We start from the raw sequence: 24946 nt of genomic DNA on the forward strand, positions 1-24946 counted from the left end.
ATGGCTACAACTGACCTTAATTACGATGTGGCGGATAACCACGGCCATGTGCCGGTCATGCGCGAGCGCATGGCAGAGCTCCTGCGCCCCGGGGTAGAGGCTGCGGGTTCGCAGGCTGTGCTTGTCGATGCCACCTTGGGTGCCGGCGGCCACAGCGAGTACTTCCTCCAGACCTTTCCGCAGGCGCGCGTTATCGGTGTGGACCGCGATGAGCAGGCGTTGCGCAATGCTTCGGCCAGGCTAGAGCCTTACGGCCCGCGTTTTTGTGCGGTCAATGCTCGCTTCGATGAGCTCGGCACCGCCATCGCCCAGGGCGAGGGCGAAATCTTTGATGCTGCCCGCGCCCACGGAATCGCGGGGGCCCTCTTTGATTTGGGCGTTTCTTCCATGCAGCTGGATCAGGCAGAGCGCGGCTTTGCCTATAAGACGGATGCGCCGCTGGATATGCGGATGGATCCCAGCCACGGGCTTACCGCCGCTGACGTACTCAATACGTATTCGCACGGAGACTTAGCACGGATTCTCAAGACCTATGGCGACGAGCGCTTCGCGGGCAAGATTGCCTCCGCAGTACTCAAGGAGCGCGAGAAGGAACCATTTAGCACCTCAGGCCGCTTGGTTGAGCTTCTTTACTCGACCATTCCGGCGGCAACGCGCCGCACGGGCGGGCATCCGGCAAAGCGCACGTTCCAAGCGCTGCGGGTAGAGGTAAACCGCGAGCTGGAGGCCATTGAAAATGTGCTCCCCGTGATTACCAGTGCGCTTTCTATTGGGGCGCGCGCGGTCTTTATGAGCTACCAGTCCTTAGAAGACCGCCTTGTGAAGGCAGCATTCAAGGATCTTTCTACGTCCACCACGCCAGCCGGCTTGCCGATGGACCTGCCGGGCACCGCACCGGAATTCGCCACGGTTACCCGTGGGGCCGAAAAGGCATCGCAGGCGGAAGTAGAAGAAAATTCCCGCGCCGCGTCGGTGCGCGTGCGCGCCCTAGAACGGCTCGAAGGCACGCCAGAATTTTTACCCCCGGGAGGCAAGAAATGAGCACCATCCCACGCCGAAACCAGCACTTAACGGATAGCCGCGACAGAGAGGCCACTCGCAGCATGGGCGCCAGCCGAGACTTCACCACCGGAATCGACACGGGAGCGCCGACCGCAGTGCGCGAGCGCACCTCCACTAGGGCCGCCGGCAAAACGGCGCGCCGCACGGCCCCTAGCCGTACCCGGGTTCCACACCGTGGAGCAAACCGGCTTGGTTCGAAGCAGGTCGTCAGTTTCCGCGGACGGCGGCTGCAACAGCAGACGAAGCAGAATAATGCTTTTGCCCGCGTTGCCGTCTTGGCCGTTACCTTGCTCATTGGCGGGGTCGTGCTGGCCATGTGGCTTTCTGGTTTGTCCACCTCACAGACGTTTAAAATCCAGCAGCTGACGGTGCAGGAATCGCAGTTGGATAACCAGATTGAATCGCTGAACCGTGATGCAGAAAACTTGAGCTCCTCTGCGGATATTGCCCGCCGCGCGGATGAATTGGGCATGGCCGTGCCCAAGCAACCCGGCGTGACTGAGGTAGGCGGGGATGGCGAGATCGTCGCCAAGCGCGAAGGCACTCCGGATACGGAAAAGCTTATCGATGTCAACGGTGAACCCATCCGCCCGGGCCAAGCCTCAAGTGACCCGAAGGATACGGAGGGAATGTCTGATTCCCTCAACGCCGTGCCGCGCGGGCAGCAGCAAAATGCCCGCGGCAACGACACGGACGAGGAGCGGGATGAGCACCGCGGCAGCGATGACGACGATAACAACGATAACGCTAGCGATACTCGCCCCAACCTTCCCGCCCGCGCGCCGTACACCAGCCAGGACGATTAAACGGACAGAATAAGTGGTGAAATTCTCTGTGCTCGCGCGTGGTAGCGCGGGCACTGCCCATCTTGTAGGGCACAATCGATACACGCAACAACCTGTGGCGGCGAAGGGAAGGTGACTGAGCACCGTGACTGCACCGAATAATGGTGGCAACCGTGGATACCGTCCGCGGCCGCGCCGCGCTGCTAGCTCTGTTGTGCCCCAAAAAGCGATCATGCGCCAGCGCCTGCGCATCATTTTGACCTGCGTTGTCGTCGCCACCGTCGCTTTGGGCGGCCGCCTTGCGTGGGTGCAATTGGTCTGGGGCCCAGACCTTGCGGCGAAGGCTGTTACCCAGCGCGAACGCGTCTACATCGATCCGGCCCGCAGGGGAGAGGTCCTAGACCGGGATGGCCAGCGATTGGCCTATACAATGAAGTCTCGTTCCTTGACTGTCTCTCCCACGCGCCTGCGCGATGAGCTCAAAGAGCAGGCGAAAATGGAAGCCACGTCCGAGGGAAAACTCGAGGACATGGATGACAGCAAAAAAGATGAGTACCTCACCAACCAAATGGAGGACAAGCTCAAGGAGATGGCTGAGGGCATCCCGAAGATGATTGAGGATTCGGGTGCCTCTGCCTCCAAGGTGGATGCGGGCGATATTAAAAACAAGCTCAAGGCCGATACGCAGTACGAGGTCCTAGTCCGCAATGTGGACCCGGATGTCGCCGTAGAGATTTCCAATAAGTACCACGGCGTCGCGGCTGACCGGCAAGATATCCGCCAGTACCCGAATGGGGCGATTGCAGAAAATGTCGTGGGCAAGGTCTCGATGGATGGCCACGGCCAATTTGGCTTTGAGGCCGCCCGCGATACCGAGCTGACCGGTATCGATGGGCAGTCAACGGAGGATGTCTCCGCCGATGGGCAGGTCATCCCCGGCACGCTGCGCGACGTCGTGGATGCCGTTGATGGCCGCGATGTCACCCTCACCCTGGATTTGGATCTGCAGACTTACGTCCAGCAAAAGCTGGAAAAGGCCAAGGCCAATTCGCAGGCGGAAGGTGCCGAGGCAGTAGTGCTTGATGCCGCGACGGGCCAGGTGCTCGCCATGGCCAATACCGATACGGTGGATCCGAATAAGAATATCGAAGACCAGCTCAAAGAGGGCAAGGACTTCGAGAACCGCAGCATTTCCCACCCCTATGAGCCCGGTTCCGTTGCTAAGATAGTGACGGCGGCAGCGGCGTTGCAGGAGGGCATCACCACTCCGGATGAAGTGCACCAAGTGCCGGGCTCCATCGATATGGCTGGCGTGACCGTCAATGATGCCTGGAATCACGGCACCGAGCCGTATACCACCACCGGCATCTTTGGTAAGTCCTCCAACGTGGGTACCTTGATGATCGCGGATAAACTCGGACCGGAGAAATATGCGGAGTACCTGAAGAAGTTTGGCTTGGGCGCTAACACGGGCATTGAGCTGCCGAATGAATCCGCCGGCACAGTGCCAGATCAAGAGCAGTGGTCGGGCGGCACCTTTGCCAATCTGCCTATTGGCCAGGGCCAGGCGTGGACGACGTTGCAGATGGCGAGCGTGTACCAAGCATTGGCCAACGGCGGCGAGCGCATCGAACCGCGCATCATCGACGAGATCAAAGATCCCGATGGCGAGACGGAAAAGCTGCCCGAGCCGAAGAAGACCCAGGTAGTGTACAAGGAAACCGCTAAGACCGCGGTGGATATGTTCCGCGCCGTCTTCCAAGACGACGATGCCGGCGTGCAAAACGGCACGGCCGCGAATGCGCAATTGGATGGCTACCAGCTCTCCGGCAAGACCGGTACCGCGCAGAAGGTGGACCCGAATTCAGGGGCGTATTCTAATTCCGCGTACTGGATTACCTTCGCGGGCATTGCGCCTGCCGATGACCCACGTTTCGTCGTCGCAGTCATGCTCGATGAGCCCAAGTCCGGCGTGGAAGACAATGGCGGCGGCGGCCAGTCCGCAGCCCCCATCTTCCGGGATATTTCTTCCTGGCTGCTCAATCGCGACAATATTCCCACCTCGACACCAGCGCCGCGGATGACCCTGCGGGAACAATAGGAGCGTGAAATGTCTGTTTCCTTAGAAAAACTTGCGCAGCTTTCGCACGGACGCGTCATCGGTGATGGCACCGTTGAGGTCAGCGCGTGCGGCTTGGATTCCGCTAGCCTTCCCGAGGGCGCGTTATTTGCGGCCCTTCCCGGCACGCGCGTGCACGGTGCGCAGTTCGTCGGGGATACCAAGGCAGGCGCGGTGCTTACCGATGCCGCCGGGCTCGACCACCTCCGTCAGGCTAACGAGGCCCGCCCGATTATCGTCGTGGACGATATCCGCGCCGTCCTAGGTCCCATCGCGGCAGAAATTTATGGGCACCCCACCCGCGATCTCACGGTCTTCGGTATTACCGGCACCTCCGGCAAGACCACGACTAGTTACTTGCTGGAAGCTGGCCTCTTGCAGGCTGGCCACTCCGTCGGACTTATCGGCACCACCGGCACCCGCATCAATCGCACGCCGGTGCCCACCTCCTTGACCACGCCGGAAGCCCCACGTCTGCAAGAGCTTTTCGCCCGCATGAAAGACGAGGGGGTCACCCACGTGGTCATGGAGGTCTCCTCCCACGCTTTGGAGCTCGGCCGTGTGCGCGGCACCAACTTTGCCGTGGCTGGATTCAGCAACCTAAGCCAGGACCACCTGGATTTCCATCCCACGATGGAGGAATACTTTTCGGCCAAGTCCCGGCTGTTCCTAGGTGAGCAGGCCGCCCAGCGCGCGGTCATCTGCGTTGACGATGAATGGGGCGAGCGCCTGCACGGAATGGTAGGAGACGCCGGTGCCCCGGTGACGACGGTGGCAACGCGCCCAGGCCATGCTACGATCACCGCCCGGCAGACGGCCACCGAGGCCACCGGTGCACAGGAGGTTGACCTGAACCTGGACGGCACCGACTACTCCTTCCGGTTGCCGCTGCCCGGCGAGTTCAATATCGCCAATGCCGCACTAGCGTTGGGAATGGCCACCGCCGTGGGCGAAGACCCGCAGGTCTTTTTGACCGGCGTGGAAAACGTCGCCGTTCCTGGGCGCATGGAAAGGATCGACCGCGGGCAGGATTTTGTGGCCGTGGTGGATTATGCCCACAAGCCTGCGGCCATTGCTGCGGTTCTCGATACCCTGCGCCTGCAATTGGAGGGCACCTCCGGGCGCGTGGGCGTCGTCGTCGGCGCCGGCGGAGACCGCGATAGCACCAAGCGCCCGATTATGGGAGCGGCTGCGGCCAGCCGGGCGGATCTCACGGTGGTCACCGATGATAACCCGCGCACCGAAGACCCCGCCGCTATCCGCGCGGCGGTCATCCAGGGTGCACGGGACGCTGCACCGGGCGCCGATATCCGGGAGCAGGGCTCGCGCGCACGCGCCATTGATGAAGTGGTGGATTGGGCGCAGCCGGGCGATGCCATCATCGTCGTCGGCAAGGGCCACGAGGTAGGCCAACTCGTCGGCGAGCGCACGCTGCACTTTGATGACCGAGAGGAAATGGCGCGCGCCATTGAGGAAAAGCTGGCAGGAACAGCGCATCGCGATACTCTTAGGGATACGAAGGAGTAGTAATGATTCCACTTTCTATTGGAGATATCGCCGCGATAACCGGCGGTAGCCTGGATAGCGTCGATGATCCCGATGAACGCGTGACCGGTTTCGTGGAGTTTGACTCGCGCAAGGTCACCAGCGGCAGCTTGTTCGTAGCCCTGCCCGGCGCCCGCGTCGATGGCCATGATTTTGCAGAAAAAGCCATAGAACAAGGCGCCGTGGCCGTGCTGGCCGCTCGGCCGGTGGGGGTACCGGCGGTCATCGTCAAGCCGCAGGGCCGCGTGACCGGTGATTCCGCGAATGCGGATATTTATGCCAACGACGAGGATGGTTCCGCCGCTGCCGTGATTGGCGCATTATCCGATCTCGCGCGCGAGGTGACCTCCCGCCTCGCCGCGGAGCAGGGTTTGGATATCGTCGGCGTTACCGGCTCCGCGGGCAAGACCTCTACCAAGGATTTGCTGGCCACCATCTTCCGCGCCGAGGGCGAAACCGTCGCCCCGCCCGGCTCCTTCAATAACGAGGTGGGCCTTCCCTATACCGCCCTGCGCTGCGATGAGCATACGCGCTTCCTCGTGGCGGAGATGTCCGCACGCGGGATTGGCCATATTCGCCACTTGACCGAAATTACGGCCCCTACGGTGGGCGTGGTGCTCAACGTAGGCACCGCCCACCTGGGTGAGTTTGGCTCGCGCGAAAATATCGCTCAAGCTAAGGGCGAGCTCATTGAGGCCCTGCCCTCCGCAGCAGACGGCGGGGTAGCGGTGCTGAATGCGGACGATCCCTTCGTGGCTTCTATGGCGCCGCGCACGCAGGCCAAGGTGGTATTTTATTCCGCCAATCGCCCGCAAGCCGCGGATGCGCAGTACTACGCAACAGACATCGAGCTTGACGATGTCGCCCGCCCGTCCTTTACCTTCCACGCCCCCGACGTCGCGCCGATGGAGATCAAACTGCAGGTCTTTGGCAAGCACCAGGTCTCCAACGCCTTGGCCGCGGCCGCAGCGGCCATCGAATCGGGCGTGGAACCTGCGCTCGTCGCCCGAGCGCTGAGTGGCCACCAGACGAGCTCGGCGCACCGTATGGACGTGCGCACCCGCCACGATGGCGTCACCGTCATCGATGATTCCTATAATGCCAACCCGGATTCGATGCACGCGGCGATTGCCGCCTTGGCCTATACCTCCGCGGCCCGGCCCGATGCCCGCTCCATCGCGGTGCTCGGTGAGATGGGCGAGCTTGGCGGCGAGGCCGTCGAAGCCCACCGCATCCTAGGATCAGTGCTCTCGAAGTACCACGTGGATCATCTCGTCGCGGTAGGAGAAGGTGCCCATACCGTCGCCATGGTGGATGCCGCGCACGCGCACGGCATCCAGACTGAACTTTGCCCCGATATCGAGGCCGCGACCGCGGCCGTGGAAAATATCTTGCGGGTAGCCCCTGCTGGGGTGGAGGACTGGTCCGCGCGCGCGGCCAAGGACGTCGTCCTCGTGAAATCCTCGAATGCCCAGCGCCTGTGGCGCGTGGCAGAACAGCTCAATCGCCGTTAGTCCCTATCTCAAGGAGAAAGATCTCTAGCAATGACTCAGATCATTATCGCGGGCGTCGTTAGTTTCCTCGTCGCGATTTTTACCACCCCAGTTTTGGTTCGGTATTTTTCTGGCGTCGGAAAAGGCCAAGAAATCCGCGAAGACGGCCCGCAGCTCCACCTGCGCAAGCGGGGCACCCCGACGATGGGCGGACTGGCGATCCTGCTGGCCATCACCGTGGCCTACCTCATCGTGGGAATCTATGCCCGCGCGACAGGCAACGGTGGATTTAGCCCCTCTGGGCTATTGGTCTACTTCTTGACCATGGGACTCGGCGGACTGGGTTTTGCCGATGACTTCATCAAGCTGTTTAAAAAGCGCAACCTCGGACTTAATAAAACAGCCAAGCTGGTAGGCCAGCTGGCCATCGCGCTCATCTTCGGCATCCTCGCCCTACAATTCCCGGATGCCAATGGGCTGACCCCCGCCTCGACGAACCTTTCCTTCGTCCGCGATTTCGACACCTTCGATATCGCCGTCGGCGGCGCCGTTATTGGCACGATCATCTTCTTGGTCTTTTTGTACCTGCTCATCGCCGCGTGGTCGAATGCGGTCAACCTGACCGATGGTCTCGACGGTCTGGCGGCAGGTACCACGGCCATGGTGATGGGCGCCTATACGCTTATTAGCTTCTGGCAGTTCCGCAACTCGTGCTCGATTTCCCCGGCCGCCGGCTGCTACGAGGTCCGCGATCCCTTGGATCTTGCGGTTCTCGCCGCCGCGGGCCTGGGCGGCTGCCTCGGCTTCCTGTGGTGGAATGCCGCACCGGCGAAGATCTTCATGGGCGATACCGGTTCGCTCGCGCTCGGTGGCCTCGTCGCCGGCCTGTCTGTGACCACCCGCACCGAGCTGCTGATGATCGTCATCGGCGCCATCTTTGTTATCGAGACGGTCTCCGTAGTCATCCAGATCGTGGTCTTCCGCACGACGGGCAAGCGCTTTTTCCGCATGGCTCCCATTCACCACCACTTTGAAAACGGCGGCTGGGCCGAAACCGCGGTTGTCACCCGTTTCTGGCTGCTTAGCGCGATGGCCGCAATGGCGGGCATCTGCATCTTCTACGGCGATTGGCTCTCTGCAGTGAGCTTTGGAAACCTGCAATAAATCTTTGGCACTAGATATTTAAGGATTGAGGCACTCATCATGGCTGAGCTACCACCTTTTCTGCGCGGGCGCGTCCTTGTAGCAGGAGCCGGCGTTTCTGGCCGCGGGTGCGTGGCGATGCTCGCGCGCCTCGGCGTAGACACCACCGTCGCCGATTCCAACGCAGCGGCCCTATCGACCTTGGAGGAAGAGTTCGGCGTAGTGACGGTATCAACCGACGCTCCAGCACCGGGTGAGTATGACCTGGTGGTGACCTCGCCGGGGTGGCGGCCCGATTCCGCCCTCTTAGACTCCTTCCAGGCCGCCGGCGTGGAGGTCATTGGCGATGTCGAGTTGGCCTACCGCCTCGACCACGCCGAGGTTTTCGGCCCGAAGCGCACCTGGCTTGTCGTCACTGGCACGAATGGAAAGACCACCACCACGGGGATGCTGACCAAGATTATGCAGGCCGATACCGCCCGCAGCGGGCTGCGCGCCCAAGCCGTGGGCAATATTGGGGTCTCCCTTTTTGATGCCCTGACCGCCACCCCGCGGGTTGACGTGCTGTGCGCCGAGCTTTCGTCCTTCCAATTGCACTGGTCCAGCGAGCTACGCCCCGATGTTGGTGTCTTACTCAACGTGGCCGAAGACCACCTGGATTGGCACGGTTCCTTCGAGGCTTATGCCTGTGCCAAGGCCAAGGCCCTGCACGGCACCCGCGCCGTGGTGGGCAAGGACGATGCCGCGGCGGGCCGCTACGCCAAAGGAATCGACGGCGTATACGGCTTTACCGCCGGCGAACCGGCCGCAGGCGAGGTAGGGGTGAGCGCCGGGCGCTTGGTCTCCAGGCTGGACGGCGAGGACGCCATTGATCTCGCCTCCGCCGAGGGAATCGAGCCGGCCGGCCTTGCGGGAGTCCTCGACGCGGCGGCGGCCGCGAGCGTGGCGCGGTTGGCGGGCGCCAGCTCCGCCGCCATACAGGAAGGCCTGGCCGCCTATGCGGTGGCCGGCCACCGCGGCGCCGTGGTGCACGAGCACGACGGGATTTCTTATATCGATAATTCCAAGGCCACCAACCCACACGCGGCCGATGCCGCCCTAGAGGGATTCGACTCCGTTGTCTGGGTCGCCGGCGGGCAGCTCAAGGGCGCGGACGTGGATGAGCTCATCGCCACCCACGCCGCACGGTTGAAGGCGGCGGTACTGGTGGGCATCGATAAGAGCATCATCGCGGAAGCACTGGCGCGCCGCGCCCCGCAAACCCCGGTTGAGCTCATCGAGGACACCGACCCACAGGCGGCGATGAACGCGGCCGTGCGGACCGCCGCGCAACACGCCGAGGCCGGCGATACCGTCCTCTTGGCGCCGGCTGCGGCATCGTTGGATATGTACACCGGAATGGCCCAACGCGGCGACGTTTTTGCCGCAGCGGCGCGGAATATCGCCCGCGCTGATTAGACCTTTTTAAAAATTAGGAGACTTCATGACGGCCACCTCCCCGCAGCGCCCCCGCGCAAAGAGCATGCGCGAACGCATTAATGACGTGCGCGAACAAGCCCGCCAGCAAGCCGGGCTGGATTATCAGCTGCTGCGCCTGATTATCTTCTCGCTCATCGGCATTGGCGTGGTCATGGTCTTTTCCTCGTCCATGGCCACGTCGCTGACAGAAGATGGCGGCGTGTGGAACCAAGCGCTGCGGCAAACTGCCATGGTCATCATCGGCTTGGGCGCGTTCTGGCTCGGCCTGAAGGTGTCCCCGCAGACGCTGCGCAAATTCATCCCGTGGCTTTTGGCCCTTTCCATCTTGTTGCTGATCGCGGTGCTCATCCCGGGCGTTGGTACCGGCCGCGAGGAGGTGGGTTCCCAGTCGTGGATCTACGTCGGTCCGATTTCCCTGCAGCCGTCCGAGCTCGCGCGCATCACGGTGGGCATGTTCGGTGCCTCGGTCTTGGCGGATAAGGAACATCATTCCCTCAAGCTCTCGGACCCGTTCATGATGTACTCGCTCATCGCTGGTTTAATGTTCCTGCTCATCGTGGGGCAGGGCGACTTGGGCATGGCCTTGTCCTTTGCCCTGGTTGTGGTCTTCACGCTCTTTTTCGCCGGCGTGAACCGGCGCGTGCCCATCATCATCGGCATCCTGTGTGCGCTGGGCTTGGTCGCCGTCTTCCTCATCGGCGGCTTCCGCTCCCACCGTTTCCACACCTATTTCGATGCCCTCTTTGGCAATATTTCCGATACCCAGGGTACGGGCTTTCAGTCTTACCAGGGCTTTCTTTCGCTTGCCGATGGCGGCTTCTGGGGCGTCGGCCTCGGCCAATCCCGCGCCAAGTGGTTCTACCTGCCTGAAGCCAAGAACGACTTCATCTTCGCCATCGTGGGCGAAGAGCTCGGCCTGTGGGGCGGCGCGCTGGTGATCTTCCTCTTCGCCGCCTTGGGCTATGTGGGGCTGCGCACGGCGACCCGCGCGCAGAATCAGTATCAATCCCTGCTGGCTGCGACGCTGACTATCGGCGTGGTGACCCAGGCGTTTATCAATATCGCCTATGTCGTGGGCCTGCTGCCGGTGACCGGTATCCAGCTGCCGATGATTTCTGCGGGTGGCACGGCCGCGATTATCACGATTGGCTCAATGGGCATTTTGTGCAACGTCGCACGCCACGAGCCGATGCAGATCTCTGCGATGCAGAACTTTGGGCGGCCACTGTTTGATCGCCTCTTTTTCATCGGTGAGCCGCAGCCGCCCGCAGCCCGGAAACAGAAATCGCGGGGCCGACACGCCCAGCCGCAGGAGGCACGTCCGCGGGTGCGCGATGAGCGCTACGGCCGGCCGGTGACCGGAAGTGGGCGGAGGTATCCGCGCGCCGAGCACCGCCCGAGGCGGTAGGCGCTGGTAGCCTTTAGGCTATGAATTCCACGCCATTTTCCGTCGTCCTTGCAGGTGGCGGCACTGCAGGACATATTGAGCCCGCCCTTGCCGTCGGTGAAGCTTTGCGCGAGCGCTACGGCGCTCGGATTACTGCATTAGGTACAGAAAAGGGGCTGGAAAGCGATATTATTCCCGCCCGCGGCGTGGACCTGCGCCTGATTACCCCCGTGCCGATTCCCCGCAAGGTGAGCACCAACCTAGCCAAGCTGCCAGTCAAGCTTGCACGCTCTGTGCGCCAAGCGAGGAAAGTCTTAAAGGATGTGGAGGCCGATGTCGTCTTCGGCACCGGCGGATACGTCTCTGGGCCCGCCTATATAGCGGCGAAGACCTTAGGTATTCCGTTTTACGTCCTCGAGACCAATGCCTTGGCAGGCATGGCCAATAAGCTGGGCGTGAAGCTCGGCGGCATCGGCCTTAATGCCCACGCCAATTCCGGCATGGAGGGCGAGGTCATCGGCATCCCAGTGCGCCCCAGCCTGGCCGCGGCTGCCGGGGATAAGGACGGGAATACCGCTGCGGATGCCCGCACGAAGTGGGATTTAGCGCAGCTGCCCACCATCCTCATTACCGGCGGCTCCCAAGGAGCGGCCAGCATCAACGGCGCCGTAGCGGGCGCAGCGGAGGACCTCACTAAGGACTTCCAGCTCCTGCACGCCTATGGCAAGAAAAACGATTCGCCCAAGCCGTACCCCAACTACGCCGCTCTGCCGTATATCGACGACATGGCCGGCGCGCTGGCCGCAGCGGACCTGGTGGTGTGCCGCTCGGGCGCGATGACGGTGGCTGAGGTCTCTGCCGCGGGCCTTCCCGCCATCTACGTCCCGCTGCCGCACGGCAACGGCGAACAGGCTTTGAACTCGCGCGAAATGGTAGAGGCCGGCGCTGCGGTGCAGATTGCCGATGCCGAATTGGGCGCCGATCGCCTCATCGAAGAGGTCCGCGCCATCCTCGATGATCCAGAGCGCCTGAAATCCATGACGCAGGCCGCCGCCCAGTCTAAGGCGGGGGATGCGGCGAATATCATCGCTGACCGCATCGCCACCCGCGTGCAGGACGCAGAACTGCAGGCAGGAAAGAAGGATAAGTAAATGACCGATCCCGCACAGTACGATCTCAGCCGCGTCCACCTCATCGGCATTGGTGGTTCCGGCATGTCGGGTCTTGCCCGCATCCTCGCCGCCCGCGGCGCCGTCGTGACCGGCTCCGATGTGAAGGACTCCACCCCGGTGGAGGTATTGCGCTCGATGGGCGCCAAGGTAGCCATCGGCCACGCTGCGGACAACCTCAAGCTTTCTGGCGAGCTGCCCACCACCGTCGTCACCTCCTTCGCGGCGATTCCGCAGGATAACCCGGAGCTCGTCGCAGCGCGGGGTAATAATATCCCGCTCATTCGCCGCTCGGATCTGCTCGCCGCGCTGATGGAGGGCCACACCCAGGTGCTGTTGGCCGGCACGCACGGCAAGACCTCGACAACCTCGATGGCCGTGAGCGCCATGCAGCACGCGGGGCTGGATCCCTCCTTTGCCATCGGCGGCCAGCTCAACCGCGCCGGCACCAACGCGCACGGCGGCACCGGCGAGGCCTTCGTTGCCGAGGCCGATGAGTCCGATGCCTCGCTCTTGCGCTATAGCCCCGATATCGCCGTCATCACCAACGCGGAGCCGGACCACCTCGATTATTTCCACTCCGCGGATGCCTATTTCAAGGTCTTTGCGGACTTCGCGGACCTGGTCACCCCGGATACCGGTTACCTCGTCGTGTGCGCGGAGGACGAGCACGCGGCCGAGATCGGTGAGCAGGCACTTAGCCGCGGCATCAACGTCATCGGCTATGGCGGCGCGGAAAAGGCCCGCACCACCTCCGTTCCGCTCGCCGCGACGCTGACCGCGGAGGAAACCACCGCCGCCGGCATGGCGTGCACCGTGCAGCTGTCCCTGCCCGGCGTGGAGGAATCCGTGAGCTACCAGCTGCAGATTCCCGGCCACCACATGGTGCTCAACTCCATGGCGGCGCTGATCGCCGGCGTGCTATCGGGTGGCGAGCCCAGCACCATCGCGGAGGGGCTTGCGGATTTCAGCGGCGTGCGCCGCCGCTTTGAGTACCGGGGCAGCGTGGACTGGCAGGGCGGCAGCGTCCGCGTCTTCGACGATTATGCCCACCATCCCACCGAGGTCGCCGCGGTGCTGCGGGCCGCGCGCGCCAAGGTCGCGGCCGAGGGCAATGGCGGGCGCGTCATCGCCTGCTTCCAGCCTCACCTGTACTCGCGCACCATGGAATTCGACGCTGAGTTTGCCCAGGCGCTTGCGCTTGCCGATGCCGCCGTTGTACTCGACATCTACGGCGCCCGCGAGCAACCCGTGGAAGGCATTACCTCGCGCATTATCACCAATAAGATGCCAGAAGAGATGGAGGTTATCTTCGAGCCAGACTTTTCCGCCGCAGCCAAGGACGTGGTCTCCATCGCGCAGCCGGGCGATATCATCTTGACTATTGGCGCCGGTTCCATCACCCTCGTGGCCGCGGAAATCCTCGATGAATTGCGGGCCCACTAGTGCGGGTGTCGAAGAAACTCATTTTCGGCATCATCGGCGGCCTGCTCGCCCTCGTGCTGGTGGTGGGCGCCGCGGTATGGGCACTGCCCATCTTCAAGGTGAAAAACTTTGAGGTGGAGGGCGTGCACCAGCTCGATGCCGCCCAGGTACAGGAGGCCGCGGGCGTGCCCGAGGGCGAAAACCTCTTGCGGGTGGACGCGCACGAGGCCGCCAGTGGCGTTGCGAGCCTGGACTGGGCGGATTCGGTGACGGTCTCGCGCGATCTGCCCTCGACCTTGACCATTTCCGTGCAGGAACACAAGCCCGTCGCCTTCGTGAAGCGAGACGACACCACCTACCTCATCGACGACAAGGGCGAGGAATTTACTTCCGCAGAGCCGCCTGAAGGTGCGGTGGAACTTACCGGGGACATCGACAGTGGCTCCTCCGAGGCCCAAGACGCGGTGGCTGCCATTGCCGCACTGTCTGATGACGTGCGCCACCAAGTTGCCACCCTCGAGGTCACCGATTCCTACTCCTTGCAGTTCACCACTAAGGATGATCGCCGCATTTTCTGGGGTGCGAGCGATAAAAATAACGACGATAAGGCCCGCGCCTTCGCCACCGTGCTGAAGATGGAGGGCCAAGAATGGAATATTTCTAACCCCGAACTGGTCACTACCCGCGGATAGGGTAGATACCTCGGTGGAGGCCTCGATAGACCCGAAAGTTTCCCCGCCGCGCCGCGCCCGAAGCGTATGCGCTGCAGGGTCTTTTATTTTCTCTTTTAGGTGGTGTCAATGGTGCGGAAGTGGCGGACAAAACCGCAGGCCAGCAACCCTAAAGTGGTACTTGAGAGTCCCGACACGCGTAAAATGAGCATGAAAATTACAGGTGTGTCGTTAAAGATGGAGGGGAACGCGATTCACGCTCGTGAAGCGCATACAATCCTCGTTTAATGCACGTGCAGACTTAAAGTAGCGAAAGGTGAGACCTGCTCACATGATCTCTTCCAACAACAATCTCGCGGATATCAAGGTCGTCGGCGTCGGCGGCGGCGGCGTCAACGCCGTGAACCGCATGATCGAAGAAGGCCTCAAGGGCGTCCAATTCGTCGCCATAAACACCGACTCTCAGGCGCTGATTTTCTCTGATGCCGATACCAAGCTCGACATCGGCCGCGAGGCCACCCGCGGATTGGGGGCTGGCGCCAACCCTGAGGTGGGCAAGACCTCTGCGGAAGACCACAAGTCCGAAATCGAGGATGCCCTGCAGGGCTCCGATATGGTCTTCGTTACCGCCGGAGAGGGTGGCGGTACTGGTACAGGTGCCGCCCCCGTTGTGGCTTCCATTGCGAAGAAGATGGGCGCGCTGACCGTGGGCGTTGTCACCCGCCCCTTCAAGTTCGAGGGCGCGCGCCGTACCCGCCAGGCCATGGCCGGCATCGAGGAGCTGCGCGAGGTTTGCGATACCCTCATCGTTATTCCGAATGACCGCCTGATGCAGCTCGGTGGGGAAGAGCTTTCCATCGTGGAAGCCTTCCGCGCGGCCGATGAGGTTCTGCACAATGGTGTCCAGGGTATTACCAACCTGATCACCATCCCGGGCATGATCAACGTCGACTTTGCTGACGTTCGCTCCGTCATGTCTGATGCCGGCTCCGCGCTGATGGGCATCGGCTCCGCACGGGGCGATAACCGCGCCATGACCGCCGCCGAGCAGGCCATCAACTCGCCGCTATTGGAATCCACGATGGAAGGCGCCAAGGGCGTGCTCCTGTCCATCGCCGGCGGCTCCGACCTGGGCCTGCACGAGGTTAACTCCGCGGCCTCCATGGTCGAAGAGCGTGCCGACGAAGACGTCAACCTCATCTTCGGCACCATCATCGATGACACCTTGGGCGATGAAATCCGCATCACCATCATCGCCACCGGTTTCGACGCCGAGGCCAATGCCGCCCAGGAAGCTTCCGCACAGCGCGCCCCCGAGCAGCGCAAGCCCGGCTCGCTCTTTGATAACCGCGACCGCGAGTCCGGCAACTCCGCCACCCCGGCACCTGCCCAGCCCGCTGCCGATGACTACGCACCGCGCCACTCCTATGAGCCGCGCGCCGGCCAGGGTGGCGTGGAGGACCGCCGCGCTGATGAGCGCCGCGTAGACGATCGCCGGTACGACGACCGCCGCGTGGAAGAACGCCGCCCCGAGGAGCGCCGCAGCGAGTCCACCGGCCTGTTTACCAACTCCGATCGCTTCCGCGAGGAGCGCCGCGAAGACTACCGCCTTTCCCGGCCAAGCCAGCGCCGCGATGATGATGGCGACGACGATCTCGATGTGCCGTCCTTCATGCGCTAAGCGCAAACCGCTACGCTGGTGTGCATGCCAGTAAACGAGGAACATCGCACCAGCCGCCCCGTCCGCATGGTTTTTACCAGCCGTGCAGGCGGGGCGTCTGCATATCCCTATGAGTCTTTTAATCTTGGCGGCCACGTCGGCGACGATCCCGCCAACGTGGCGGCTAACCGCGAGCGCCTCTTGCGCGTTACCGGGCTCGAGAACATCGTGTGGATGGAACAGCTGCACACCAATACGGTCACCGTCATCGATGGCCCGCAAGAGTCCCCGGTGCCAGCAACAGATGCGATTGTCACCACGCAGCGCCGGCTTGGCCTTGGTGTTCTCGTCGCGGATTGCACGCCCGTGCTGCTTGTCGATGTCCCCGCCGGCGTCATCGCCGCCATCCACGCCGGCCGGCTCGGTGCCCGCAACGGCATCGTGGTCAATACCGTGCGCGAGATGCAGAAACTTGGCGCCCAACCGGAGAGAATCCAGGCGGTCATGGGGCCTGCCGCATCCGGGAAAAACTACGAGGTGCCGGAAGACATGGCCAACGATGTCGAACGGCGCCTTCCCGGTTCGAAATGTAGGACCGAAAAGGGGACGTGGGGCATCGACGTGCGCGCGGGGCTTATCCGCCAATTGATGGGCCTGGGTATTACTAATATCGATTCGGATCCGCGCTGCACCATTGAGGACACGGATTTCTTTTCTTATCGCCGCGAAGGAACCACGGGCCGCCAGGCCGGTGTGATTTGGTTGGAGGCTAATCATGAGTAACCGGAAACAAGAACTGGCAGATAATCTCGCCGCAACGAGGGAACACATCAGCGCCATTGCAGCTGAGCATGACCGACCGGCACCGCAGCTATTGGTCGTGACCAAGTTCCATCCCGCAGAGGATATTGCCCTTCTAGCGGAGCTCGGGGTAGAGGACGTGGCGGAAAACCGCGAGCAAGAAGCCCGGGCAAAGGCGCAGGAGCTAGAGCAGCTGCGCTTCCACATGATTGGCCAGATTCAAACCAAGAAGGCCAACCACGTCGCGCGGTGGGCCGCCAGCGTGCATTCTGTGGATTCGGTGAAGCTGGCCAAGGCACTGGACCGCGGCGTGGGCCTCGCGCACGAGCGCGGTGAGCGAGACACTAACCTTCCGGTATTTATTCAGGTCTCCGCCGATGGCGATACCTCCCGCGGTGGAGTAGTCCGCGAGGAGCTGGATGAGGTCATCGAGGCTGTCGAAGCGGCGGATCACCTAGAATTCGCCGGGCTCATGGTGGTTCCTCCCCTTGATGCCGATGCGCAGGAGGTATTTTCTACGGTGCGCGCAGACGTGGATCGCCTGTCCGAGCGCCTCGGCCGGCAGCTTAAACTATCGGCCGGGATGAGCGCGGATATGGATGCGGCGATTGCCGCGGGCACGGATATTGTGCGTGTCGGAACCAGCATCATGGGAAAGCGCCCAGTAGGTTAAAAATATCGCAAAAGCGCATTTCACAGCGTAAATCACATGAGTCACATCATTCACATTTGCGCGCTTGAACTTGAACAAATTTAGGTCAGAGGGAGACCCAAAAATGTCATTCATTGATAGGACGAAGAATTTCTTCGGGCTTGGTCCGATGGATTTCGAAGAAGACGACGCCTACTACAACGACGAGCCGCGCTACGCGGGCAACGGAGCTGCCACTTCTGCGGCCTACGCCCCGCGCCGCGCCCCGCAGGCTTACGAGTCGGCCCCAGCGCCAGCGCCCGTCGAGGAAAAGTTCGTTCCGACTATCGTGGCAATCTCCCTGACCTCGTTCAACGACGCCGCCAAGGTGGGCGAGCCCTTCCGCGACGGCGATGCAGTGGTCTTTGAGCTTACCGATGCCGAGCGCGGCACCGCCAAGCGCTTCATCGACTTCGCCGCAGGCCTCTGCTTCGGCCTGGAAGGCCGCATGCTCAACCTGTCGAAGGGCATGGACACCCAGCGCAAGGTATTCGCCGTCGTGCCTAAGTCCGCCGATATTGCCAAGCCTGAACTAGAGCGCGCCGCCGGCCTGCGCTAGGACCGCGGGCTAGCTACAACGACGCACATCCCATTAACCCCGTACGGTGCGCAATGCGCACGTGCGGGGGACTATTCGATAGGCTGAGTAATCGTGACTGAAATTGGAATTATTCTCATCTTCTTGGTGAGGGTTTATACATGGGTATTGATCGCCCGGATTATTATCGAGATGATCCAATCCTTCTCGCGGCAATTCAATCCCCCGCGCTGGTTCATGATCATCGCTGAACCCCTTTTCGCCATCACGGACCCACCGGTCAAAGCGCTGCGCCGGGTTATTCCTCCGCTGCAGATGGGTGGAATCGCGCTGGACGTTTCCGTCTTGGTGCTATTTTTTATCCTCTCGTTCCTGACAATTTTCCTGCAGGCCATTTTCTTGTAGGACAACCCCGCATCACCCCGTAACCTGTGGTAGACATTGAGAGTCAGCGTTACGTCCATTATTGTGGACTTTCGGTTACAATAAAATGCGATAACCCGTATTATGAACCACATATAACTTTGTGGGGAAGGTTTAGATAAACTGGAACCGCAGCTCCTAAGGCCCTGGAACCTCCGGGGTTGTATCAACTCGAAGGGGAAGACAAGTCATGCCACTGTCACCAGCTGATGTACACAACGTCGCGTTCAGCAAGCCGCCGATTGGCAAGCGTGGCTACAACGAGGATGAGGTAGATCAGTTCCTCGACCTCGTTGAGGATGCCCTTGCCCAATTGCAGGATGAAAATGAAGACCTGCAGGCGCAGGTGAGCGATCTTAGCTCCGGGTCCAAGGCCGGCGGAGCAGGGGCTGGTGCCGCAGCCGCCGCAACCTCTGGCGCAGATGAAGAAGCTCTGCGTAAGGAGATTGAGGCCAAGCTGCGCGCTGAGTATGAAACCAAGTTGGCAGATTCCAAGTCCGAGGTCTCTCGCGCCAAGGAAGAAACCAAGAAAGCCCAGGAGCAGGTCAAGGCCGCCCAGGCCGAGGCCGCAAAGGCCAAGGAGAGCGGTGCCGATGCCCCGGCAGCTGGCGCCACCGCCGCCGCTAATACCGCCGAGCTCAAGGCGGCTCGCGATGAGGCTGCGAAGGCTAAGAAGGAAGCCGAGGAGGCTCGCACCGAGGCCAAGCAGGCCAAGAAGGAGCTGGAGTCTTCCCAGCGCGAGAACGAGAGCCTGAAGAAGTCCGCTTCCGCCGCTGGCTCCTCGAACTCGGCTGCCTCCAACGCCGCAGCGGCCGCTGCAGGTGCTGGTGTAGCACAGGGCGCAGACGGCCTGGCTACCCCTGATACGCACATGCAGGCAGCCCGCGTGCTGAGCTTGGCCCAGGAGATGGCGGACCGCCTGACCTCTGAGGCTCGCGCCGAGTCTGAGTCCATGCTGTCTGAGGCCCGCACGGCTGCAGAAAAGCAGCTTTCCGATGCTGACTCTCGTTCCAAGGCACAGCTTGCCGAGGCGCAGAAGAAGTACGACACTCAGGTGCAGGACGCAGAAACCCGCTCCAAGAAGCTGGTTTCGGAGGCAGAGTCCAAGGCTCAGCAGACCGAGTCCGATGCTTCCTCCCGTGCCGAGGCCCAGATTCGCCAGGCAGAGGAGAAGGCCGCATCGCTGCAGGCCGATGCCGAGAAGAAGCACACTGAAGTGATGAACACGGTCAAGCAGCAGCAGACCGCTTTGGAGGCACGCATTTCCGAGCTGCGCACCTTCGAGCGCGAGTACCGCACCCGCTTGAAGACCCTCCTCGAGTCCCAGCTGGAAGAGCTCGAGACCCGCGGAACCGCCGCACCAAATGGCGATGCCGGCAAGAACTAAGAAAGCTGGTTGGCAGTAACTAAGCCAAATTAGTTACCCGTAGCGCCCACGCCTCTAGGGGAGTGGGCGCTATTGTGGTTTTATCCCCGCTATGATTGTTCCCATCGCTTCTTTTTAATCCCTGAGAGGAACTGCCATGCTCGTTGCCGCCCTCGTCCTTGCCCTTGTGGCCTTCGTGGCTTTGGTGACGTATGTCTTAAATACCGCCGACTGGGCGTTGTACCTCGTCTTTATCGCAGCGGGTTCCGGCATCGTTTTGTTTATCATCGACTGGGCGCGCAAGCACCGCGCGGATAATAGCGCCCTTGACGAAGACCTGTCCCATGGATGGAAGCAGAACTAGGGCCCCTTCGTCGCTCACATCCGTCTCTGCCCGCTCAGTTTCGGTGTGGTTTGGTTGATGCGGTCAAAGTGAGCGGCCAGAAAGAATCTCCACGCAATTACGGCATGCCAAAGTAGGCGCACGCCTGCGCCTCAACTGACTGGGGTCCGAGCCTCAGTAGCAATTGCGTCACCAGCAACCTCTGCGGTTTATGGGATTGCGGTTTTCTCGGATCGGTCGTCGAATCCCCAAATGGACCCCCAAACGGATCCTCAGGCGGACTCCCAGGCGGACCCCAGCCGGGAATTCGTGACGAGCTCTCAGATGCTCCTGCCTAATCCGGAGGTTCCCACCGGATGGTCCCATTCCTGCGGACCAGGTGTCCGCGCAGTGGTGGGGCATTGGGGTCATCGTCGTTGACCCCGTTGTGGTAGGCGCAGGCTGTGGATAAGTTACCTATGTTGGTCAATCCACCGTGCAACCACGGTTCCAAATGATGGATTTGGCATTCGTCTGCGGGCTTACTGCACCGCGGCCACGGGCAAATGGGATTCTCTGCTGCGGCCATAAGGCGTTGTTTCGCATTGGCAAAGCGCTCCGTGCGGTACAGATTGACCGCTCCCTCAAAGGGGCTAATGAGGGTAATGAGCCCTCTTTCCTTGAGGGCGCGCTCTAGGTACTCGGTGCCAGTAAGAGTTGCGCCGTTGGTCATCTGCAGCTGGATTTCTTCGCCATCGCCATTGATGATGCGTACGTAGTCATCCAGGTTGACCAGGACATTGGTCATGACCGTGGTTCTAACGGCGGTGCCGCCGCCGAAGAATGTCTGTTCCACCGCCTCCAGCGGCTCTTTTCCGCTCTCCTTCAGCGCGGCATGAAGGTCTGCAATGAGCGAGGACCGCGCATCGATGGCCAGCGTCCACGGCGCATTCTTGCGGCGAATGATGCGCACCCCAGGCTTAACTCTTTTCTTTTTCGCAGGTAGCTTGGATTTTGCCAGCTTTTCTAAGTCCCCAGTGCTGGCATTGGTGGTGCAGAGCTGCTCGCGGAGAAGCCAGGCATCGAAAAGCGTGGGCATCTTGCGGGCGTACTTTTCTATGATGGACAACGCCACAATGGAATGACCGTTGCGGCGGGCACCTTCCATGGCGCGCCGGCGCCGACCGGTGAATTTTGTATTCCCGCAATAAGCCTCTTTGAGCAGGATAAGTTCCCGTGCCGTGTGTTCTGTTGCGCCGTGCGCCCGAAGATCGTCCTCAGACATGCCAGCGCACCCGGCGACGATATCCATCCCCGGGGCCACAGATGCTAAGTAATTCTCGAGCGCGTTCATGCTTCATAATCTATGGCTGCACGCAACCGCGTACAACAGTAAATTTTCTACCTGTGGATAACTTTTGTGCACAGCGTTCTTGTGGCGCTATACTGGCGGGCACATGCGATGATCCGGCCATCACCGGGGGAGCAATTCAGAAGAACGGCCAGAAGGCTCAGTAGAACTGAACGGGTGGGACCGTTATCTCCTTCACCGAAACGAAGCGGAGCTTTTAGCTCAAGCAGGGTGGTACCGCGAGCCATTGGCCCGTCCCTGCATCAAGTTACAGCGTGAAGGAAGATAATGGTGAAAAAGATTTATCCCAAGGTCGATATGACCGGCGGCTCAAGCCGTTTCCCGGATATGGAAGAAGAAGTCCAGAAGTACTGGAAGCAGGACGATACGTTCCAGGCTTCTTTGGAAAAGACCAAGGACTGCCCCGAATACATCTTTTATGATGGCCCTCCCTTTGCCAATGGCCTGCCGCACTACGGCCACCTGCTGACCGGTTACGTCAAGGATATCGTGCCGCGCTATCGCACGATGGCCGGAAATTACGTCCCCCGCGTCTTTGGCTGGGATACCCACGGCCTGCCAGCGGAGCTGGAGGCGGAAAAGCAGCTCGGGATCACCGATAAAGCCCAGATCGAGGACATGGGCCTGGACAAGTTCAACGAGTACTGCGCAAAGTCGGTGCTGGAATACACCGATGAGTGGGAAGACTACGTCAACCGCCAGGCCCGCTGGGTGGACTTTGACAATGGCTACAAGACCATGGATATCAACTTCATGGAATCGGTCATGTGGGCGTTCAAGGAGCTCTATGACAAGGGCCTGATCTACAAGGGTTTCCGCGTGCTGCCTTACTCCTGGGCGGAGCATACCTCCCTGTCCAACCAGGAAACGCGCTTGGATGATTCCTATAAGATGCGCCAGGATCCCACTTTGACGGTGACCTTCCCGGTCGCAGGCGCTCGCGAGGGCACCGCGGCGGAAAAGACGTTGGCGGATTACCCCGCGCTTGCCGATGCCTCCTTCCTCGCCTGGACCACCACCCCCTGGACCTTGCCGTCCAACGAGGCGCTGGCGGTTCACCCGGAGGTCTCTTACGCACTGTTTAAGGCCACCGACGGCGAGTTCGCCGGCCGCACGTTCATCATGGCCGAAAACCTGCTGGGCACCCTGGAAAAGGAACTAGGTGAGGCCGAGGTGCTAGACACCTTCACTGGCGCGCAGCTCGAGGGCTTTAAGTATGAGCCGATCTTCGGCTTCTTCCCAGACTTGCGTAATGCCTACCAGGTGCTATTGGCAGACTACGTCACCACCGAAGACGGTACGGGTGTTGTCCACCAGTCACCTGCCTTTGGTGAAGACGATATGAATACCACCAACGAGTATGACATCGAGTTGGTGGTCCCGGTGGATGAGGACGGTAAGTTCACCTCCCAGGTCCCGCCGTACGAGGGCCAGCTGGTCTTCGATGCGAATAAATCCATCATCAAGGATCTCAAGGCCGCTGGGCGAGTGGTGCGCCACGTGACCATCGAGCACTCCTACCCACACTCTTGGCGCTCGGGCGAGCCGCTTATCTACATGGCGCTGCCCGCTTGGTTTGTGAAGGTCACCGAATTCCGTGATCGCATGGTGGAGCTCAACCACAACGAGATCGAGTGGTTGCCAGGGCACATCCGCGATGGCCAATTTGGCAAGTGGCTGGAAGGTGCCCGCGACTGGAATATCTCGCGCACCCGCTACTGGGGCGCGCCCATCCCGGTGTGGATGTCCGATAATGACGAGTACCCGCGCATGGACGTCTACGGCTCTTTGGATGAGCTGGAGAGGGACTTCGGCAAGCGCCCGGAGTCGCTGCACCGCCCGCACATCGATGAGCTGACCCGCCCCAACCCGGACGATCCCACCGGTAAGTCCACCATGCGCCGCGTGCCGGACGTGCTGGACTGCTGGTTCGAATCCGGTTCCATGCCGTTTGCGCAAAAGCACTACCCGTTTGAAAACAAGGAGTGGTTTGAAACCCATTCGCCGGCGGACTTCATCGTGGAGTACTCCGGGCAAACCCGCGGCTGGTTCTACCTGCTGCACGTGCTGTCCACCTCGCTCTTTGACCGCCCAGCGTTCAAGAAGGTCGTGGCCCACGGTATCGTCTTGGGCAACGACGGGCTTAAGATGTCCAAGTCCAAGGGTAACTACCCGGACGTCAACGAGGTCTTTGACCGCGACGGTTCCGATGCCATGCGCTGGTTCCTGATGTCCTCGCCCATTCTGCGCGGCGGCAACCTCATCGTCACCGAGCAGGGCATCCGCGAAGGCGTGCGCCAGGCGCTGCTCCCCATCTGGAATGCGTACACCTTCCTGCAGCTCTACGCCGAGCAGGACGCCAAGTTCGATACGAGTTCCACGCACGTGCTCGACCGCTACATCCTGGCTAAGACCCACGACCTTGTGGCGAATGTCGATGCCGCTCTGGCGGGGACCGATATCGCCACCGCTACCGAAGAGGTTCGCCTTTTCGCCGATGTGCTGACCAACTGGTACGTCCGTCGCTCCCGCGATCGCTTCTGGGGTGGCGAGGACTCCAACCCAGAGGCCTTCAACACCCTCTACACCGTTTTGGAGACCACTACGCGCGTGGTTGCCCCGCTGTTGCCGCACGTCGCCGAGGTCATCTACCGCGGCCTGACCGGTGAGCGCTCTGTGCACTTGGCGGACTTCCCGAAGGCCGAGGACTACCCCGCGGATGCGGACCTGGTGTCTGCCATGGACGCCACCCGCGCGGTGGCATCGGCTGCGTCCTCGGTGCGCAAGGCCAATAAGCTGCGCAACCGCCTGCCGCTGCCAAAGCTCACCGTGGCCTTCGCGGGCTCGCAGAGCCTGGCGGACTTCGCCGATATTATCCGCGACGAGGTCAACGTCAAAGAGGTTGAGCTTACTGATGATGTCGATTCCGTCGGCACCTTCCAGGTGGTCTGCAACGCCAAGGTTGCCGGCCCGCGCTTGGGCAAGGATGTCCAGCGCGCCATCAAGAACCTCAAGGCGGGCAACTACGAGCGCCGCGGCGATGAGGTCGTGGTAGACGGTGACATCGTTTTGAGTCCTGAGGAATACACCGAGCGTTTGCAAGCTGCGAACCCAGACTCCACCGCCCGCATCGAGGGCTTGGATGGCCTCGTCGTCCTGGATACCGAGGTCACCGAAGAGCTCGAGGCCGAAGGCTGGGCCGCCGATGTTATCCGCGGCCTGCAGGATGCCCGCAAGAACTCCGGCTTCGACGTATCTGACCGCATCTCCGTGGTCCTTTCCGTGCCCGAAGATAAGAAGGAGTGGGCGCAGCGCCACGCTGAGACCATCGCGGGCGAGGTGCTGGCAACGGAGTTCTCCGTGGTCACCGAGCCGCTTGCCGATGCCCACGATATCCTCATCGGAGTCACCGCCACCGTAGCCAAGAACTAAGAGCGTATAGCGCCAACCTGAAGCGGCCCGGCCGGATGCTATCTACAGCGTTCGGCCGGGCCG

20 protein-coding genes are annotated in these 24946 nt (G+C 61.5%); 19 read left to right on the forward strand and 1 reads right to left on the reverse strand.

The window, feature by feature from the left end; translation table 11 throughout:
* The 18 genes from rsmH (at window position 1) to HMPREF1257_RS01710 (ending at window position 20121) form a co-directional block, all read left to right on the forward strand.
* Window positions 1-1041: a 16S rRNA (cytosine(1402)-N(4))-methyltransferase RsmH gene (gene rsmH / locus HMPREF1257_RS01625; protein ID WP_023023085.1), complete on the forward strand. Its 1041-nt coding sequence runs from the start codon at window positions 1-3 to the stop codon at window positions 1039-1041.
* Window positions 1038-1868, forward strand: coding sequence for a hypothetical protein (locus HMPREF1257_RS01630; protein WP_023023083.1), 831 nt, complete (start codon window positions 1038-1040; stop codon window positions 1866-1868). Before rsmH ends, HMPREF1257_RS01630 begins: the two co-directional genes overlap by 4 nt.
* Window positions 1869-2079: 211 nt before the next feature.
* Entirely contained in the window at window positions 2080-3948 is a 1869-nt protein-coding gene (locus HMPREF1257_RS01635; RefSeq protein WP_023023081.1) for a penicillin-binding protein 2, read from the forward strand.
* Between the two features lie 9 nt (window positions 3949-3957).
* On the forward strand, window positions 3958-5493 hold the full coding sequence (locus HMPREF1257_RS01640) for a UDP-N-acetylmuramoyl-L-alanyl-D-glutamate--2,6-diaminopimelate ligase (RefSeq protein WP_023023079.1): 1536 nt from the start codon (window positions 3958-3960) through the stop codon (window positions 5491-5493).
* A 2-nt stretch (window positions 5494-5495) separates the two neighbouring features.
* Window positions 5496-7025 (forward strand): UDP-N-acetylmuramoyl-tripeptide--D-alanyl-D-alanine ligase, encoded by a 1530-nt coding sequence (gene murF, locus HMPREF1257_RS01645; protein WP_023023077.1) that lies wholly within the window; start codon window positions 5496-5498, stop codon window positions 7023-7025.
* Window positions 7026-7055: 30 nt separating this feature from the next.
* Complete coding sequence (mraY, locus tag HMPREF1257_RS01650; protein ID WP_023023075.1) at window positions 7056-8168, forward strand: phospho-N-acetylmuramoyl-pentapeptide-transferase; 1113 nt, start codon at window positions 7056-7058, stop codon at window positions 8166-8168.
* A gap of 39 nt (window positions 8169-8207) precedes the next feature.
* Window positions 8208-9605, forward strand: coding sequence for a UDP-N-acetylmuramoyl-L-alanine--D-glutamate ligase (gene murD / locus HMPREF1257_RS01655; protein WP_023023074.1), 1398 nt, complete (start codon window positions 8208-8210; stop codon window positions 9603-9605).
* A gap of 25 nt (window positions 9606-9630) precedes the next feature.
* Window positions 9631-11034 (forward strand): FtsW/RodA/SpoVE family cell cycle protein, encoded by a 1404-nt coding sequence (locus HMPREF1257_RS01660; RefSeq protein WP_023023073.1) that lies wholly within the window; start codon window positions 9631-9633, stop codon window positions 11032-11034.
* Window positions 11035-11054: 20 nt separating this feature from the next.
* Entirely contained in the window at window positions 11055-12164 is a 1110-nt protein-coding gene (murG, locus tag HMPREF1257_RS01665) for an undecaprenyldiphospho-muramoylpentapeptide beta-N-acetylglucosaminyltransferase (protein ID WP_023023071.1), read from the forward strand.
* The gene (gene murC, locus HMPREF1257_RS01670; RefSeq protein WP_023017235.1) at window positions 12165-13628 is read left to right on the forward strand and encodes a UDP-N-acetylmuramate--L-alanine ligase; all 1464 of its coding nucleotides are present in this window, start codon (window positions 12165-12167) and stop codon (window positions 13626-13628) included.
* Window positions 13628-14299, forward strand: a complete 672-nt coding sequence (locus tag HMPREF1257_RS01675) for a cell division protein FtsQ/DivIB (RefSeq protein WP_023023069.1) — start codon at window positions 13628-13630, stop codon at window positions 14297-14299. The genes murC and HMPREF1257_RS01675 overlap by 1 nt, the downstream gene beginning before the upstream one ends.
* 310 nt (window positions 14300-14609) lie before the next feature.
* Window positions 14610-15959: a cell division protein FtsZ gene (gene ftsZ, locus HMPREF1257_RS01680; protein ID WP_023023067.1), complete on the forward strand. Its 1350-nt coding sequence runs from the start codon at window positions 14610-14612 to the stop codon at window positions 15957-15959.
* A 24-nt stretch (window positions 15960-15983) separates the two neighbouring features.
* A complete protein-coding gene (pgeF, locus tag HMPREF1257_RS01685; protein WP_023023065.1) occupies window positions 15984-16721 on the forward strand; it encodes a peptidoglycan editing factor PgeF in 738 nt (245 codons plus the stop codon).
* Window positions 16714-17412, forward strand: a complete 699-nt coding sequence (locus HMPREF1257_RS01690) for a YggS family pyridoxal phosphate-dependent enzyme (RefSeq protein ID WP_023023063.1) — start codon at window positions 16714-16716, stop codon at window positions 17410-17412. The genes pgeF and HMPREF1257_RS01690 overlap by 8 nt, the downstream gene beginning before the upstream one ends.
* A gap of 103 nt (window positions 17413-17515) precedes the next feature.
* Entirely contained in the window at window positions 17516-17989 is a 474-nt protein-coding gene (locus HMPREF1257_RS01695; protein WP_023023060.1) for a cell division protein SepF, read from the forward strand.
* A gap of 93 nt (window positions 17990-18082) precedes the next feature.
* Window positions 18083-18373 carry a YggT family protein gene (locus HMPREF1257_RS01700; protein WP_023023058.1) on the forward strand — a complete coding sequence of 97 codons (291 nt, stop codon included), beginning with the start codon at window positions 18083-18085 and terminating at the stop codon, window positions 18371-18373.
* Window positions 18374-18581: 208 nt separating this feature from the next.
* Window positions 18582-19778, forward strand: a complete 1197-nt coding sequence (locus HMPREF1257_RS01705) for a DivIVA domain-containing protein (RefSeq protein WP_023023056.1) — start codon at window positions 18582-18584, stop codon at window positions 19776-19778.
* 136 nt (window positions 19779-19914) lie between these two features.
* Window positions 19915-20121 carry a hypothetical protein gene (locus tag HMPREF1257_RS01710; RefSeq protein WP_023023054.1) on the forward strand — a complete coding sequence of 69 codons (207 nt, stop codon included), beginning with the start codon at window positions 19915-19917 and terminating at the stop codon, window positions 20119-20121.
* A gap of 313 nt (window positions 20122-20434) precedes the next feature.
* Here the strand turns inward: HMPREF1257_RS01710 and HMPREF1257_RS01715 are convergent, their stop codons facing one another.
* Entirely contained in the window at window positions 20435-21433 is a 999-nt protein-coding gene (locus HMPREF1257_RS01715) for an HNH endonuclease signature motif containing protein (protein WP_023023052.1), read from the reverse strand.
* Between the two features lie 285 nt (window positions 21434-21718).
* Here HMPREF1257_RS01715 and ileS point away from each other — a divergent pair, with 285 nt between their 5' ends.
* Window positions 21719-24883, forward strand: a complete 3165-nt coding sequence (ileS, locus tag HMPREF1257_RS01720) for an isoleucine--tRNA ligase (protein ID WP_023023050.1) — start codon at window positions 21719-21721, stop codon at window positions 24881-24883.
* Window positions 24884-24946: the final 63 nt, after the last annotated feature.

Source organism: Corynebacterium sp. KPL1814, assembly GCF_000478175.1.
GTDB lineage: Bacteria > Actinomycetota > Actinomycetes > Mycobacteriales > Mycobacteriaceae > Corynebacterium.